The following is a 15094-nucleotide window of genomic DNA, read 5'->3' on the forward strand; positions in this document are numbered from 1 at the left end:
CGCTCACCGCAGGCCGTCCGGGAGGAGCTGTGCGAGGCGGCGCACCGCGCGGTGCTGCAGCGCCTTGACCGCACCCTCGTTGCGGTCCATCAGCTCGGCGGTCTCGGCGACCGAGAGGCCCTTGAGGAACCGGTACTGGATGCATTCGCGCTGGTCGGAGTTGAGCTTGGCGATCGAGGCCAGCAGCTCGTCGTTGGTGGCCATGTCGAGCACCTGCTGCTCGGGGCCACCGGTGCTGGGCGACAGCTCGACGATCTCCGAGGTCGTCTGCTCCAGCCGGAAGCGGCTGGACTTGACGTAGTCGAAGATCAGATTCCGGGCGATGGTGACGAACCAGGCCCCGATGTCGCGGCCCTGGTAGCTGACCGAGGAGATCCGGCGCAGGGCCCGGACGAAGGTCTCCTGGGTTACGTCCTCGGCGAAGGACCGGTCGCCCATCCGGAACAGCACGTACCGGTAGACGACGTCGTGGTAGCGCTCGTAGAGCTCGCCGAACGCGGCCACGTCGCCGGCCTGGCAGGCCTCGACCAGCGCCCAGGAGCTGTTCGCGTCCTCGACGGCGCGGGCGGCCTCGTCGGCCGGGTCGGCCTCCGGTCGCTGCAGCTCCTGCGAGATCTGCGGTGCCCGTCGTGGCATCGGCATGTCCTGCTCGGTACGGCCCGGCGGACCCGACCGGGTGGTCCGGCCGTCCGGGCGGTGTAGCGCAGGGCCTGCGGGGTACGTGGGGGGAGCGTCGACCAGGGGAGCGGACGCGATCGGCCCCGTCGGCTGGGACGGCGCAGAGGTCGCTGAAGTCACGGACACCTCCCCGTCCGGCTGGGGGCGGACGGTGTCGGGTCTGTCCTGGCCGGGTTCGGGGGCCCGGGGCGGACGGACGGTCTCGGGGATGGTCTCGGAGCGCTGCTGTCGGAGCAGCCGGTGCGGTCGCGTCGGCCGGGTCATGGATCCCGGGGGGGTTGGACGGGGTACGGCTCGGCGGGCGACCCGGCGGGCGGGGACCGCCGGCGCGTCCCGCGCGGCGCGGCACGGTGTGCACCGCGGCACGGTGTGCACCGTGGCGCGCTGGCGTCGAGCTGCATGCCACTCCCTCGGGTGAGTCGCGCGACGAACCGGCGGTTCACGCGTTGAACTACATGTAGCGGCGGAGCATAGACGTCTGTCGAGTGGCGCAGCGCACTCGCCGCCTCTCGTCGCGTCCCGTTCCGGCGAGCGGCCCGATACGCGCGGTGGACGAACCGTGCGCGAAGCGTGTCCGAATCGACACGTGGCGTACACAGCGGTGAACGGTCCCTCGGGGCGCGACGGTCCCGGCCGGGTTTGGAACACTGGCCGTGACGCGTGCCGACGAGCCGACCCCGCCCCGGCGGGGTCCGAGGATGGAGACCGCCGTGCCGAGTTCCGACCCCGCGCCGGGCCACCGTCCCGAGCGGCCCACCCACCTCGCCGACCTGGTGGCGCGCAACGCCTCCGAGCGCCCCGGGCACGACGCCGTCCGCGACTTGTCCGGCGCGGCACCGCTCACCCTGACCTGGTCGGCGTTCGACGCGGCGGTCTCCGCCGAGGCCGCCCGGCTGCGTGCGGCGGGCGTCCGCCACGGTGACCGGGTCGCGATCGGCCTGCCCGACGGGGCCGACTACTGCGTGGCGTTGTTCGGAGCGCTGCGGGCCGACGCGGTCGTCGTACCGTTCGGCGCAGGCGCGGTGACCCGCGAGCTGGAGGTCGTGCTCGACCAGGCCCGGCCGGTCGCGGTCGTCGCCCGGCTCGACGACGCCGTCGCGGCCGGCTGCGCCGAGGGCGTCGGCGCGACCCTGCTGGGCCCGCCGGACCTGGCCGCCCCGGTCCCGGACGCCCCGGTCGACCGGGCCCCCGCCGACCCCGAGCGGATCGCGCTGGTCGTGTTCACCTCCGGCACCACCGGGCGTCCGCGCGGGGTGCGGCTGTCGCACCGCGCGCTGCTGGCCAACCGCGAGCAGGCGGGGGAGCTCCGCCCGGCACCGGTCAATGCGGTCGACCGGGTCCTGCTGGCGCTGCCGCTGTTCCACGTCTACGGGCTCGCCGCCGGGCTGCTGCAGGTCTGCTGGACCGGCGCCACCGTCGTCCTGCCCGGCCGGTTCTCCCCGGACCGGCTGGCCGAGGCGGTCGTGCAGGAGCGGGTCAGCGTCGTGGCCGGGGTGCCGTCGATGTTCCGGATGCTGCTCGACCTCGGGCCCGAGCGGCTGCGCGCCGCGATGGCGGGGGTGCGGCTGTGCACCTCCGGCGGCGCCCCGCTGCCCGCGAGCTGGCTCACGGACTTCCGCGCGGCGAGCGGGCTGGACCTGCACGAGGGCTACGGCCTCACCGAGGGCGGGCCCGTCGTCACCAGCAACGACCTGGGCCGCCCGGCCAAGCCGGGCTCGGTCGGCCGGCCGCTGCCCGGGGTGGAGCTGCGTCTGGTCGACCCCGCGGGGCAGCCGCTGCCGCAGCGCGACCCGGAGCCGGCACCGCGCGGCGAGGACCCGCTCGACGACCTCGACTACGACGACGACTCCGACCCCGCCGACGACACCGGCCTGATCGCGCTGCGCGGTCCCAACCTGTTCTCCGGCTACTGGCCCGACGGCTGCGGCGGCCCCGGTGAGGACGGCTGGTTCGTCACCGCCGACGTCGGCTACCTCGACGCCGACGGCGACCTGCACCTCGTCGACCGGTCCTCGGACCTGGTCATCGTCAACGGTTTCAACGTCTACCCGCGCGAGGTGGAACAGGTCGTCGCCGAGCTGGACGCGGTGGCCGAGGTCGCCGTCGTCGGGGTGCCCGACGACCGGACCGGCGCCGCGGTCAAGGCGGTCGTCGTGCCCGTCGCGGGCGCCGAGCTCACCGAGGAGGCGGTCGCCGAGTACTGCGCGGCCCGGCTCGCCCGGTTCAAGCGGCCCGCCGTCGTCGCGTTCGTCGACGAGCTGCCCCGCACCCCGACGGGCAAGATCGCCCGGAGGACACTGGCGAGGATGTGAGATGCGGGTACGACTGCTGACCCGGGTGGGCTGCCACCTGTGCGACGACGCCGCCGAGGTGCTGGCCCGGGTGTGCGCCGAGACGGACACCGGCTGGGACACCGTCGACGTCGACTCCGACGACGAGCTGCGCGCCGAGTACGGCGACCAGGTGCCGGTGGTGCTGCTCGACGGCCGTGAGCACGACTCGTTCCGGGTCGACGAGGAGCGCCTGCGCGCGGACCTGGCCCGGCGGTGAGCCCGGCCCCGGACGGTCCGGCCTCCACCGTCGACGGTCGGGCCTTCCCCGCCGGAGGCCCGGCCGGCCGGGGGACGCGGCTGGCCCGTCCCGCGCCGCCCGCCCGCACCGCCCTGGCCGGGCTGGCCGCGGCCGCACTGGGCGTCGGCGCCGGGCAGGCTCTCGCGCTGCTGATCGCCCCGGCCGCCGGGCCGGTGAACGCCGTCGCCGAGCAGGTCGTGGCGCTCACCCCGCCCGCGCTGGCCGGTGCGGCGACGGTCGGGGCCGGGATCGGCAGCCGCTACACCGTCGTCGCCGGGGTGCTCGTCGTCCTTGCGCTCGCCGCGGCCGGGCTCGGGGCGCTGTCGCGCCGCTCACCGTGGCCCGGTGCGTGGGGGCTCGCGGTGCTCGGGCTGGCGGGCGTGGTCGCCGCGGCGACGGCGTCGGGCGCCGGTCAGCTCGACATGGTCCCGGCGGGTGCCGCCGCGGTCGTCGCGGTGACGGTGTTCCGGAAGCTGCACGCGCTGGCGGCCCGGATCCCCGCCCCGACCGCGGACGGGACGCTGCCCGACGGGCGGCCGGTCCGGTCGTCGCTGACCCGGCGGCGGTTCCTGCGCACCACCGCGCTGGCGGGGGCGGGCGGGGTCGTGCTGGGCGCCGGGGCCGCGGCCGCCGCGCCGCTGCTGCCCTCGGGCCGCATCGGGCCTGCACGCGAGGCGCTCACCGCCCGGATCCGGATGCTCGCCGCGCAGGGCCGCATCGCGGCCGCACCGACGCTGCCCGCGGGGGCACAGGTGCCCGGCGCGGCCGCGTTCACCACCGCCGTCGACGCCTTCTACCGGATCGACACCGCGCTGCGGGTCCCGTCGGTCGACCCGGCGTCGTGGAGCCTGCGGGTGCACGGGCGGGTCGGGCGCGAGCTCACCCTCACCCTCGACGACCTGCTGGCCCGCCCGCTCGTCGAACGCTGGGTGACGATGGCGTGCGTCTCCAACGAGGTCGGCGGCGACCTCGTCTCCACCACCCGGTTCACCGGCGTCGAGCTCGCGCCGCTGCTCGCGGCCGCGGAGCCCGACCCGGCCGCGGACCAGGCGCTGTCCACCTCCACCGACGGCTGGACGGCGGGCAGCCCGTCGTCGCTGCTGCTCGACCCCGCCCGCGGCGCGCTGCTCGCGGTCGCGATGGCCGGACCCGACGGCCCGGTCGCGCTCCCGCCCGAGCACGGCTTCCCGGTGCGGATCGTCGTCCCCGGGCTCTACGGCTACGTCTCGGCCACCAAGTGGGTCACCGACATCGAGTTCACGACGTTCGGCGCGCGCGCCGACTACTGGCGCGCCCGCGGGTGGGCCCCGCCCGGACCGATGGAGACGGCCGCGCGGATCGAGTCGCCCGCCTCGTACGCGAGCGTGCCCGCCGGTCGGGTCGTGGTCACCGGCACCGCCTGGGCGGTGCCCCGGGGGATCCGCCGGGTCGAGGTCGGGGTGCAGGACGGCGGCGGATCCGGGTCCTGGGTGACCGCCGAGCTCGCGCCGGTGCCCGCCGGCGGGGCGACCTGGCGGCAGTGGCGCGCCGAGCTGGACCTACCGCCGGGCGGGTACACCCTGGTGTGCCGTGCCACCGACGGCGACGGCGTCGTCCAGACCGCCGAGCGCCGCTCCCCGCTGCCGGGGGCGGCGACCGGCTGGCCGACTCGCACGGTCACCGTGACCTGAGCGGCGCCGACGGGCGGCGCCGACCTGGATCCCGGTGGGCCCCCTCCGCGCGGAGAGCTGTGTCACGAGCGGTCGTCAGGACTGCGTGACGGTGGTGTCGTGGGGAACGACGTGGCGGTCGTCGCACGACGAGCGGTTCCTGCCCGTCGATCACCGGTAGCTCCAGGTCAGGGGCGGGGTCGAGCACGGAGAGGACCAAGATCGCAACTTTGTGCGTGCCTTCACAAGCGGCTACCGTGGGTTCCCGTCGCCGGTCCCGGTGGCACGGTGCCCCTGCGGCGCCGAGGACGCCGGGTCTCGTCCGTCCGCAGCCCGTCCGGCCCGCCCGGCCGGTTCGCGGGCGTGCCGCGAGCACGCCGACGACCGGCCCCTGTACATCCCCGAACGGAGCACGCCCAGTCTCGATGACCGACCGCCCGCGGACAAGCCCCCGTGAGCAGGACGGCCACCGGGACCCCGGCCGCCCGCCGACCGACGCCCGAGGAGGACGGCCCGTGACCCTGCCGCCCGAGTCCGGCGTCGCCGCGCCCGACGGCACCGGCGAGCGCCCCGCGCGCCCGGTGCCCGAGGCGACCGTGTCCCGGCTCGCGGTGTACCTGCGCGTGCTCGGTGAGCTGCGCGACGCGGGCGTCGAGACGGTGTCGTCCGAGGAGCTCGCCGGTGCCTCCGGGGTCAACTCGGCCAAGCTCCGCAAGGACCTGTCCTACCTGGGTTCCTACGGCGTGCGCGGCGTCGGTTACGACGTCGCCTCGCTGCAGGGTCGGCTGCAGGGCGAGCTGGGCATGGACCAGCGGCAGTCGGTCGCGCTGGTCGGCGTCGGCAACCTGGGCCACGCCCTGGCCGGCTACTCCGGCTTCGCGGGCCGGGGCTTCCCGGTCAGCTCCCTGTTCGACGTCGACGACGACCTCGTCGGCAGTGAGATCAACGGCATCCGGGTGCGGCACGCGCGCGAGATCCCCGAGGTGTGCGCCGGTGACGGCGTCACCATCGGGATGATCGCGACGCCGGGGCCGGCTGCCCAGAAGGTCTGCGACCTGCTCGTGGCGGCGGGTGTGCAGTCCATCCTCAACTTCGCTCCGGTGCTGCTCACGGTCCCGGACGACGTCGAGGTCCGCAAGGTCGACCTGTCGGTCGAGCTGCAGGTCCTCGCGTTCCACGTGGCGCGACGGCACACCGGTGCCGCCGCGGTGACGGACAAGACGAACGAATCGGTGGTGTCGTAGAGCCATGAGCGTCCTCGTGGTCGGCCTGTCGCACCGCAGCGCGCCGGTCGAGGTGCTGGAGCGCCTCGCGGTCGCTCCGGGTGACGTGCCCAAGCTGCTCGAGGAGATGCTCGACCGCTCGCACGTGGAGGAGGCGGTCGTCCTCTCCACGTGCAACCGGATCGAGATCTGCGCGGTCGTGGACGCGTTCCACGGCGGCCTCGGCGACGTCACCGACGTGCTCGGTGCCCATGCCGGGTTCCCGATCGGCGAGCTGTCCGAGCACCTGTTCGTGCACTACGCGGGCTCGGCGGTCCAGCACCTGTTCGCGCTGGCGGCGGGCCTGGACTCGATGGTGGTCGGCGAGTCGCAGATCCTCGGTCAGCTGCGCGGGGCCTACGCGGCCGCGGACAGCGCGGGCGCCGTCGGCAAGGTCCTGCACGAGCTGGTGCAGCAGGCGCTGCGGGTCGGCAAGCGGGTGCACGCCGGGACCGGTATCGACGAGGCGGGTGCCTCGGTCGTGTCGGAGGCCCTGCGCGACGCCGACCGCGAGCTCGGCGGGGACGGTCTGGCCGGGCGCCGCGCCGTCATCGTCGGGGCGGGCGCGATGGGCGCGCTGGCCGCGGCCCACCTGCGTCGCGCCGGGGCGGGCAAGATCGTCGTGCTGAACCGGTCGGCCGAGCGCGGCGAGCGGCTCGTCGAGAAGATCCGGGAGCACGCGGACCCGGGCACCACGGCGCGCTTCGCGGTGATGGACGACCTGGCCGCCGAGCTGCGCGACGCGGACCTGCTGCTGGCCTGTACCGGCGCGATCGGCCACGTCGTCGACGTCGAGCCGGTCGCGCAGGCACTGAACGGCCGCACCTCCCCCCTGGTCGTGTGCGACCTGGGCCTGCCGCGCGACGTCGACCCGGCCGTCGGCGAGCTGGCCGGCGTGCGCATGGTCGACCTGATCACCCTGCAGCGTCGGCTGCTCGACGTCGCCGACGGCGGTTCGGTCGCCGTGGCCCAGAAGATGGTCGACGCCGAGGCCCAGCAGTACCTGGCCGGGCAGCGCTCGGCCGAGGTCACGCCGACGGTCACCGCGCTGCGCCGGCGCGCCTCGGAGGTCGTCGACGCCGAGCTGCTGCGCCTCGACTCGCGGCTGCCCGATCTGGACGCCCGGGTCCGCGAGGAGCTCTCCCGCACCGTGCGCCGGGTCGTCGACAAGCTGCTGCACACCCCCACCGTCCAGGTGAAGCGCCTGGCCGAGGGTCCGGACGGGGACAGCTACGCCGCGGCGCTGCGCACCCTGTTCGAGCTCGACCCGCAGGCCGCCGCCGCGGTCGCCGCCCCGGTCCGTGGCGCCGACGCCAGCGTCGACGGCGGCGACGTCGCCGCCGCCCTGCGCTTCAGCGACCCCACCGTGCCGTTCGACGTCACCCCGTCGATCGGGTCCCGTCCCCCGGAGCAGATCTCGTGAGCGTCCTGAAGATCGGCACCCGGCCGTCGAAGCTGGCGGTCGCGCAGTCCACCACCGTGGCCGACCGGCTCGTCGCCGCCGGCCACCCGTGCGAGCTGGTCACCATCTCGACCAGCGGTGACCGCTCGTCGGCGCCGATCCCGCAGATCGGGGTGGGGGTGTTCGTCTCGCAGCTGCGCGACGCGCTCTACGCCGGCGAGATCGACGTGGCCGTGCACTCGTACAAGGACCTGCCGAGCGCGCAGCCCGAGGGGCTGACGATCGCGGCGGTCCCCGAGCGCGAGGACGTCCGCGACGCGCTGGTCACCGGCGGTCGGGTGCTCGGCGAGCTGGGCCGTGGTGCCCGGGTCGGGACGGGGTCCCCGCGCCGGACCGTGCAGCTGCACGCGCTCGGCCTGGGGCTGGAGGTGCTGCCGATCCGCGGGAACGTGGACACCCGGATCGGGAAGGTGCGGTCCGGCGAGCTGGACGCGGTGGTCGTGGCCGCCGCGGGACTGCGCAGGCTGGGCCGCGTCGACGAGGCGGACGAGCTGATCGACCCGCTGCAGATGCTGCCCGCCCCGGCCCAGGGCGCGCTGGCGATCGAGTGCCGCACCGCCGACACCGACCTGGCGGCGGTGCTGGCCGCGGTGCTGGACGACAGCGGTGTGCGCTTCGCCGTCACCGCCGAGCGTGCGGTGCTGGCGGGGCTGGAGGCCGAGTGCACGACCCCCGTCGGCGCGCTCGCCGAGGTCGTCTCCGACCTCGACGACGACGGCCGCGCGGTCGACCGGCTGTCGCTGCGCGGCGCGCTGGGGATCGGGGACATCGCGGGGGGCGACGTGGTGCGCGCCTCCGCCACCGGAGACATGGACGACGCAGAGAAGATCGGGGCCGCGGTCGCCCTCGAGCTTCTCGACCTGGGAGCCGAGGACCTGCGCCCCGCAGGTCCCGGTGGTCCCGCCAACCGCTGATTCGGGAGTTTCTTCAATGACAGGACCTGCCAACACCTCGGGGCGGATCGCCTTCGTGGGCAGCGGACCGGGGGACCCGGCGCTGCTCACCGTGCGTGCCCGGGACGTGCTCGCTGGCTCGCCGCTGGTCATCACCGACCCGGACGTGCCCGAGGGCATCCTCGCCCTGGCCGCGGACGGCGCCGAGGTGCGCCCGGCCGTCGGGCAGCCCGCCGACATCGCGAGCGACCTGCTCAGCGAGGCCGGCCAGGGCCGCTCGGTGGCCCGGCTGGTCTCCGGCGACCCGCTGACCAACGACGCCGTCGTCGCTGAGGCGATGGCCGTGTCCGCCTCGGGCACGCCGTTCGACGTGGTTCCGGGCGTCCCGTCCTCGACCGCGGTCCCGGCCTACGCCGGTGTCGCGCTCGGGTCGGCGCACGTCGAGGCCGACGTCCGCGCGGGCGTCGACTGGGCCGCGCTGGCCGCGAGCCCGGGTCCGGTCGTGCTGCACGCGACGAGCGCGCTGCTCGGCGACGTCGCCGCCGGTCTGACCGCCCAGGGCGTCCCGGACGAGACGCCGGTCGCCATCACCGCGGGCGGCACCACCTCCACCCAGCGGACCATCTCGTCGTCGGTCGGGCGGATCGCCGCCGACGGCGGTGACCTGGAGGGCGCGCTCGTCCTCACCGTCGGCGAGGCCGCCGGTCGCCGTGGCGAGCTGTCCTGGTGGGAGTCGCGCGCGCTCTACGGCTGGCGGGTCCTGGTGCCGCGCACCAAGGACCAGGCCGGCGTGATGAGCGAGCGGCTGCGGATGCACGGCGCCATCCCGGAGGAGGTGCCGACGATCGCCGTCGAGCCGCCCCGGTCGCCCGCGCAGATGGAGCGCTCGGTCAAGGGCCTGGTCGACGGCCGCTACCAGTGGGTCGTGTTCACTTCGACCAACGCGGTCAAGGCCGTCTGGGAGAAGTTCGGTGAGTTCGGCCTCGACGCCCGCGCCTTCTCCGGCGTGAAGATCGCCTGCGTCGGCCGCTCGACCGCGGAGAAGGTCCGCGAGTTCGGCATCGAGCCCGAGCTCGTCCCCGACATCGACGAGGCCCAGTCCTCGACGTCCGAGGGCCTGCTGGACATCTTCCCGCCGCACGACGACGTCCTCGACCCGGTCGACCGGGTACTGCTCCCGCGCGCCGACATCGCCACCGAGACGCTGTCGGCCGGGCTGCAGGAGCGCGGCTGGGAGGTCGACGACGTGACGGCCTACCGGACCGTCCGGGCCGCCCCGCCGCCCGCGCCGATCCGTGAGGCGATCAAGACCGGCGGCTTCGACGCGGTGTGCTTCACCTCGTCGTCGACGGTGCGGAACCTGGTCGGCATCGCCGGCAAGCCGCACGCCAGGACCCTGGTCGCCTGCATCGGCCCGGCCACCGCGGAGACCGCGCGCGAGTTCGGCCTGCGGGTCGCCGTGCAGCCCGAGGAGTCCCGCGTCCCGACCCTGGTCGACGCGCTGGCCAGCCACACCGCGAAGCTGCGCGCCGAGGGCAACCTGCCGCCGCCGAAGAAGGTGAAGGCTCGCCGCCGCTGAGCGTGCGAAGGGCGCATCGGCACTGCCGCTGAGCGGAGCGAAGGGCGCATCGGCACTGCCGCTGAGCCGCTGCCGTCCCCGTCCGGCCCCGTCCCGCCTCTCCGAGGTGGTGCGGGGCCGACGTGTGTCCGGGGCGGTCGTAGCCTGGTCCGCATGGGTTTTCCGGCGCAGCGTCCCCGACGGTTGCGGACCACCCCCGCGATGCGGCGGCTGGTCTCCGAGACCGAGGTCCGTCCGCGGCAGCTGGTGCTGCCGATGTTCGTCCGTGAGGGCGCGACGGAGCCGGTCCCGATCGGCTCGATGCCCGGGGTCGTGCAGCACACCCGCGACTCGCTGCGCAAGGCGGCCGCGGAGGCGGCGGCCGCGGGCGTCGGCGGCGTGATGCTGTTCGGCGTCCCCGAGCACCACGACGCGACCGGCTCCGGCGCCGTCGACCCGGACGGCATCCTCAACGTCGGCCTGCGCGACGTGCGCTCCGAGGTCGGCGACGACCTTGTCGTGATGTCCGACCTGTGCCTCGACGAGTTCACCGACCACGGCCACTGCGGCGTGCTGGACGCCGACGGCGGCGTCGACAACGACGCGACGCTGGAGATCTACGCGCGGATGGGTGTCGAGCAGGCCCGCGCGGGCGCCCACCTGGTCGGGCCCAGCGGCATGATGGACGGCCAGGTCGGCGTCATCCGCGCCGCGCTCGACGAGGCCGGGTTCACCGACACCGGCATCCTCGCCTACACCGCGAAGTACGCCTCGGCGTTCTACGGCCCGTTCCGCGAGGCGGTGAACTCGCAGCTCACGGGCGACCGCAAGACCTACCAGCAGGACGGCGGCAACGCGCGTGAGGCCCTGCGCGAGCTCGCGCTCGACCTCGACGAGGGCGCCGACATGGTGATGGTCAAGCCCGCCCTGGCCTACCTCGACATCCTGGCCCGGGTGGCCGACGTCGCCGACGTGCCCGTCGCGGCGTACCAGATCTCCGGTGAGTACGCGATGGTCGAGGCCGCCGTCGCCCGGGGCTGGCTCGAGCGCGAGCGGACCATCATGGAGACGCTGACCTCGATCCGCCGCGCCGGTGCGGACGTGATCCTGACCTACTGGGCCACCGAGGTCGCGTCCTGGCTCGACCGGGGCTGATCCCGCCACCGTCGGGACGATCTTCTGCTCGCGCGGTGGAGAGCGTGTCCGCCGTGGGCGGCCCGGGGAAGTTCCAGCGAGGCCACCTTTCTCCGAGTTCGCTTACCCGGTAAGCGAATTCGCAGACTCTGGGCCCCGAGCTCGGCCCCGGACCCGTGCCCGCTCCCGGGCCCGGCCCCGCTCCCGGCCCGAGTTCGAGTTCGCCTCCCGAACGAGCCGGAGGACCTCGCGCGCCCGATCGTGGCCGTGCCGGGTGACGACCGGACGGCGTACGGCCTCGTGCCGTGGCAGTGCTGTGGGCGGCGCTGTGGGCGGCTCTCGGGCCGGGCGTCCGGCGAAGAGTGAATCGCGCCGTCGGGTACCGCCGAACGTGGCAAACCGGACACCGGCACGGCTACCGTGGACGACGTGAGCAGCGACCCCGGACAGCACGACGCCCCGCAGTACTACCGGCCCGAGCCGTCGACGGGGCGCTACCCGCAGTACCCGCAGAACCCGTACCCGAACGGCTGGCACGGCGGCTCCACGCCGCCGTCGCCGTCGCAGGCACCCGCCGCGCCGGCACCGCAGCCGGGCTCGACCGGGCACCCGGGCTCCGCAGCACAGCCGGGTTCTGCCGCGCAGCCGGGGCCCGGGCAGCAGTCTGGCCCCGGGCCGCAGGCGGGGCAGGGCCCGCAGTGGAACACCACGTCGGGCTGGGGACCGCCCCCCGGCGGGTCTCGGCAGCGGGCCACAGGGCCGTCCGGCCCGGCCTCGTCAGGTCGTGACCGCGCTCGTCGCGTTGATCGCGGCGGCGGTGCCGTTCGTGGTCACCGGCATCGGTTCGCTGTTCGTGACCGTCAACGAGTCGCTGCTGAACGACTCCGGCATCCCGCGCGGGGAGTTCGACGCCGCGCTGGCCGCGGCCGGGATGACGATGGCCCAGTTCGGCCAGGCGGTGCGGGTCATGGGCGTGGTCTTCCTGGTGCTGGCACTGGTCTGGATCGCGCTGGCGGTCGCCGCGTTCCTCGGTGCTGCCGGGGCGCGGATCGCGCTGATCGTGCTGCTCGTGCTCTACGGGATCCCACTACTGCTGATCATGTTGATCGGCGGGCAGCCGGTGTTCGCGGTGCTGGTCGTCGGTGTCGCCGCTGCCGGGGTCGCGCTGCTGTTCGGTCGCCCTGCGAAGGAGTGGTACGCCGCCCGCAAGCTCGGGGGCGCGAGCCGGTCCTGACACCGGCTGCGAGACTGGGCCCGTGAGCACCGGAAGCGCAGGGACCACCGTGAGCAACCCGGAACCGAAGGAGTCGGCCCGCCTCTTCGAGCGGGCGACCGAGCTGATCCCCGGCGGGGTGAACTCCCCGGTGCGGGCGTTCAACTCGGTCGGCGGCACCCCGCGGTTCATGGTCTCGGGCGAGGGCTGCCGCCTCACCGACGCCGACGGCGCCACCTACGTCGACCTCGTCTCCTCCTGGGGGCCGATGATCCTGGGGCATGCGCACCCGGCCGTCGTCGAGGCGGTGCGGTCCGCGGCGTCGCAGGGGCTGTCGTTCGGCACCCCGACCCCGGGCGAGATCGATCTCGCCGCCGAGATCGTCGACCGCACCCCGGTCGAGCAGGTCCGCCTGGTCAACTCGGGCACCGAGGCGACGATGAGCGCCATCCGGCTCGCCCGCGGCATCACCGGTCGCACGGTGATCGTGAAGTTCTCCGGCTGCTACCACGGCCACGTGGACGCGCTGCTCGCCGACGCGGGCTCCGGCATCGCCACCCTCGGCCTGCCGACCAGCCCGGGCGTCACCGGCGCCCAGGCCGCCGACACCGTGGTGCTGCCCTACAACGACCTCGACGCCGTCCGCACCGTGTTCGAGCAGCGCGGCCCGGAAATCGCCTGCGTGATCACCGAGGCCGCCGCCGGGAACATGGGCGTCGTCCCGCCGGTCCCCGGGTTCAACGCCGCGCTGCGCGACCTCGCGCACGAGCACGGCGCGCTGCTGGTGATCGACGAGGTCATGACCGGCTTCCGGGCCTCGCGTCAGGGCTGGTTCGGCTGCGACGGCGTCGCCGGGGACCTCTACACCTTCGGCAAGGTCATGTCCGGCGGCCTGCCCGCCGCCGCGTTCGGCGGGTCCGCCGAGCACATGTCGTACCTGGCACCGGCCGGCCCGGTCTACCAGGCGGGCACGCTCGCCGGGAACCCCGTCGCCGTCGCCGCCGGGCTCACCACGCTGCGCCACGCCGACGAGGCCGTCTACGCCACCTTGGCGGCCAACGCCGACCGGATCGGCGCCATGGTGACCGCGGCGCTGGACCGGGAGGGCGTCGCCCACACGATCCAGTACGCGGGCACCATGTTCTCCCCGTTCTTCACCGCCGACCCGGTCACCGACTACGCGGGTGCCAAGGCCGCCGAGACCTGGCGTTACCCGGCGTTCTTCCACGCCATGCTCGACCACGGGGTCTACCTGCCGCCCAGCGCCTTCGAGGGCTGGTTCGTCTCCACCGCGCTGGACGACGAGGCCTTCGAGCGGATCGAGACCGGCCTCGTCGCCGCCGCGGGCGCCGCGGCCGCCGCCACCCGACCGGACGGGGTCTGACCATGGGTGACCGGACCAGCCCGCCCGCGTCGGGACCGGTGACCGTGGTGCACGTGCTGCGCCACGGCGAGGTGCACAACCCCGAGGGCGTCCTCTACGGCCGCATCCCCGGCTACCACCTGTCCGACCACGGCCGGGCCCAGGCCAAGACCGTCGCCGCGTACCTGGACGGCAACGACGTCGCCGCCGTCGTCGCGTCGCCGCTGCAGCGCGCGCAGGAGACCGCCCGCCCGATCGCGGACGCCCACGGCGTCGACATCCACACCGACGAGGGACTGATCGAGTCCGGCAACCTCTTCGAGGGCAAGCGGTTCGGCGTCGGCGACGGCGCGCTCAAGCGCCCGCAGGTGTGGCGGCTGCTGCGCGACCCGTTCACCCCGTCCTGGGGCGAGCCCTACATCGCGATCGCACACCGGATGCTCGGCGCCGTGCACGCCGCACGGGCGCTCGCCCCCGGCCGCGAGGTCGTGTGCGTGTCGCACCAGCTGCCGATCTGGACGCTGCGCCGCTACCTGATGGGCCAGCGGCTCTGGCACGACCCGCGCCGCCGCCAGTGCGCGCTGGCCTCGCTGACCAGCATCGAGTTCACCGGCACCCGGATGACCGGGCTGCGCTACGCCGAGCCGGCCGGCCCGAGCGGCGCGATGGTGACCGGCGCATGAGCCGCCTGCTGCCGGCCCTGCTGGGACTGCTGGTGCTCGTCGCCGGCTGCGGTGTGGGCCGCGACGCCGCGGGCGGGGGACCGGGCCAGGACTTCCAGTTCGTCGCTCCTGGCGGCCAGGTGCGCATCACCTGCGACCCGCCGGAGAGCCGTCAGACGATCACCGACTTGCGTGGCGAGAGTCTGCTGCGCGAGGGCACCCAGGTCGGCATCGGCGACTTCCCCGACACGGTTCGGGTCATCAACATCTGGGGTTCCTGGTGCGGCCCGTGTCGGACCGAGGCCCCCGAGCTGCAGGCGGTGGCCGAGGCGGCGAAGGGCAAGGCCGTCGTCCTCGGGATCGACGTCCGCGACGACCGGCAGGCCGCCCTGGACTTCGTCACCGACCGCGGCATCACCTACGACTCGATCTACGACGCGCCCGGCCGCACCCTGGCCCGGCTCGACGGCTACCCGCGCAACGTCGTCCCCTCGACGATCGTGCTCGACCGCGACTCCCGGGTGGCCGCGGTGTTCCTGGTCCCGGTCGGCAGCTCCGACCTGCTGCCGCTCATCACGCGGCTGGCCGCCGAGCCGCGGGCCGGTTCGTCCCGCTGACCCCGGGTGACCAGCCGGTCGCGCGCCGCCCG

General features: G+C 74.9%; 13 protein-coding genes. 12 read left to right on the forward strand and 1 reads right to left on the reverse strand.

Features of this window, described 5'->3' with window-relative positions:
* Positions 1-3: 3 nt before the first annotated feature.
* Positions 4-642 carry a sigma-70 family RNA polymerase sigma factor gene (locus KPL59_RS21155; RefSeq protein ID WP_043280249.1) on the reverse strand — a complete coding sequence of 213 codons (639 nt, stop codon included), beginning with the start codon at positions 640-642 and terminating at the stop codon, positions 4-6.
* Between the two features lie 746 nt (positions 643-1388).
* Here KPL59_RS21155 and KPL59_RS21160 point away from each other — a divergent pair.
* The 12 genes from KPL59_RS21160 to KPL59_RS21215 all read left to right on the forward strand — a co-directional run bounded on the left by KPL59_RS21160 (position 1389) and on the right by KPL59_RS21215 (position 15062).
* Entirely contained in the window at positions 1389-2990 is a 1602-nt protein-coding gene (locus KPL59_RS21160) for an AMP-binding protein (protein ID WP_308187928.1), read from the forward strand.
* Between the two features lies 1 nt (position 2991).
* Positions 2992-3228: a glutaredoxin family protein gene (locus tag KPL59_RS21165; RefSeq protein ID WP_060710448.1), complete on the forward strand. Its 237-nt coding sequence runs from the start codon at positions 2992-2994 to the stop codon at positions 3226-3228.
* Complete coding sequence (locus tag KPL59_RS37075; RefSeq protein WP_226353512.1) at positions 3225-4919, forward strand: molybdopterin-dependent oxidoreductase; 1695 nt, start codon at positions 3225-3227, stop codon at positions 4917-4919. The genes KPL59_RS21165 and KPL59_RS37075 overlap by 4 nt, the downstream gene beginning before the upstream one ends.
* 494 nt (positions 4920-5413) lie before the next feature.
* Positions 5414-6142, forward strand: coding sequence for a redox-sensing transcriptional repressor Rex (locus KPL59_RS21175; RefSeq protein ID WP_075553411.1), 729 nt, complete (start codon positions 5414-5416; stop codon positions 6140-6142).
* Positions 6143-6146: 4 nt separating this feature from the next.
* Positions 6147-7583, forward strand: coding sequence for a glutamyl-tRNA reductase (locus KPL59_RS21180; protein ID WP_226361772.1), 1437 nt, complete (start codon positions 6147-6149; stop codon positions 7581-7583).
* A complete protein-coding gene (gene hemC, locus KPL59_RS21185; RefSeq protein ID WP_020626099.1) occupies positions 7580-8536 on the forward strand; it encodes a hydroxymethylbilane synthase in 957 nt (318 codons plus the stop codon). Before KPL59_RS21180 ends, hemC begins: the two co-directional genes overlap by 4 nt.
* A 16-nt stretch (positions 8537-8552) precedes the next feature.
* On the forward strand, positions 8553-10094 hold the full coding sequence (locus KPL59_RS21190) for a uroporphyrinogen-III synthase (protein ID WP_226361773.1): 1542 nt from the start codon (positions 8553-8555) through the stop codon (positions 10092-10094).
* Positions 10095-10247: 153 nt separating this feature from the next.
* On the forward strand, positions 10248-11228 hold the full coding sequence (gene hemB / locus KPL59_RS21195) for a porphobilinogen synthase (RefSeq protein WP_226361774.1): 981 nt from the start codon (positions 10248-10250) through the stop codon (positions 11226-11228).
* Positions 11229-11991: 763 nt separating this feature from the next.
* A complete protein-coding gene (locus KPL59_RS21200; RefSeq protein WP_226361775.1) occupies positions 11992-12441 on the forward strand; it encodes a hypothetical protein in 450 nt (149 codons plus the stop codon).
* 22 nt (positions 12442-12463) lie between these two features.
* Positions 12464-13804, forward strand: coding sequence for a glutamate-1-semialdehyde 2,1-aminomutase (gene hemL, locus KPL59_RS21205; protein WP_374111650.1), 1341 nt, complete (start codon positions 12464-12466; stop codon positions 13802-13804).
* Positions 13805-13806: 2 nt separating this feature from the next.
* Positions 13807-14466, forward strand: a complete 660-nt coding sequence (locus KPL59_RS21210) for a histidine phosphatase family protein (protein ID WP_020626104.1) — start codon at positions 13807-13809, stop codon at positions 14464-14466.
* Positions 14463-15062 carry a TlpA disulfide reductase family protein gene (locus KPL59_RS21215; RefSeq protein WP_226361776.1) on the forward strand — a complete coding sequence of 200 codons (600 nt, stop codon included), beginning with the start codon at positions 14463-14465 and terminating at the stop codon, positions 15060-15062. Before KPL59_RS21210 ends, KPL59_RS21215 begins: the two co-directional genes overlap by 4 nt.
* The last annotated feature ends 32 nt before the right edge of the window (positions 15063-15094 follow it).

The sequence above is a fragment of the Pseudonocardia sp. ICBG1142 genome (genome assembly GCF_020496255.1).
Lineage (GTDB): Bacteria > Actinomycetota > Actinomycetes > Mycobacteriales > Pseudonocardiaceae > Pseudonocardia.

What these genes read in the sequence shown, in the direction of transcription:
- KPL59_RS21215 (WP_226361776.1), top strand. Translation starts at nt 14,463, where the DNA reads ATGAGCCGCCTGCTGCCGGCCCTGCTGGGACTGCTGGTGCTCGTCGCC.
- KPL59_RS21165 (WP_060710448.1), top strand. Translation starts at nt 2,992, where the DNA reads ATGCGGGTACGACTGCTGACCCGGGTGGGCTGCCACCTGTGCGACGAC.
- KPL59_RS21180 (WP_226361772.1), top strand. Translation starts at nt 6,147, where the DNA reads ATGAGCGTCCTCGTGGTCGGCCTGTCGCACCGCAGCGCGCCGGTCGAG.
- KPL59_RS21190 (WP_226361773.1), top strand. Translation starts at nt 8,553, where the DNA reads ATGACAGGACCTGCCAACACCTCGGGGCGGATCGCCTTCGTGGGCAGC.
- hemB (WP_226361774.1), top strand. Translation starts at nt 10,248, where the DNA reads ATGGGTTTTCCGGCGCAGCGTCCCCGACGGTTGCGGACCACCCCCGCG.
- KPL59_RS21210 (WP_020626104.1), top strand. Translation starts at nt 13,807, where the DNA reads ATGGGTGACCGGACCAGCCCGCCCGCGTCGGGACCGGTGACCGTGGTG.
- KPL59_RS21155 (WP_043280249.1), bottom strand. Translation starts at nt 642, where the DNA reads ATGCCGATGCCACGACGGGCACCGCAGATCTCGCAGGAGCTGCAGCGA.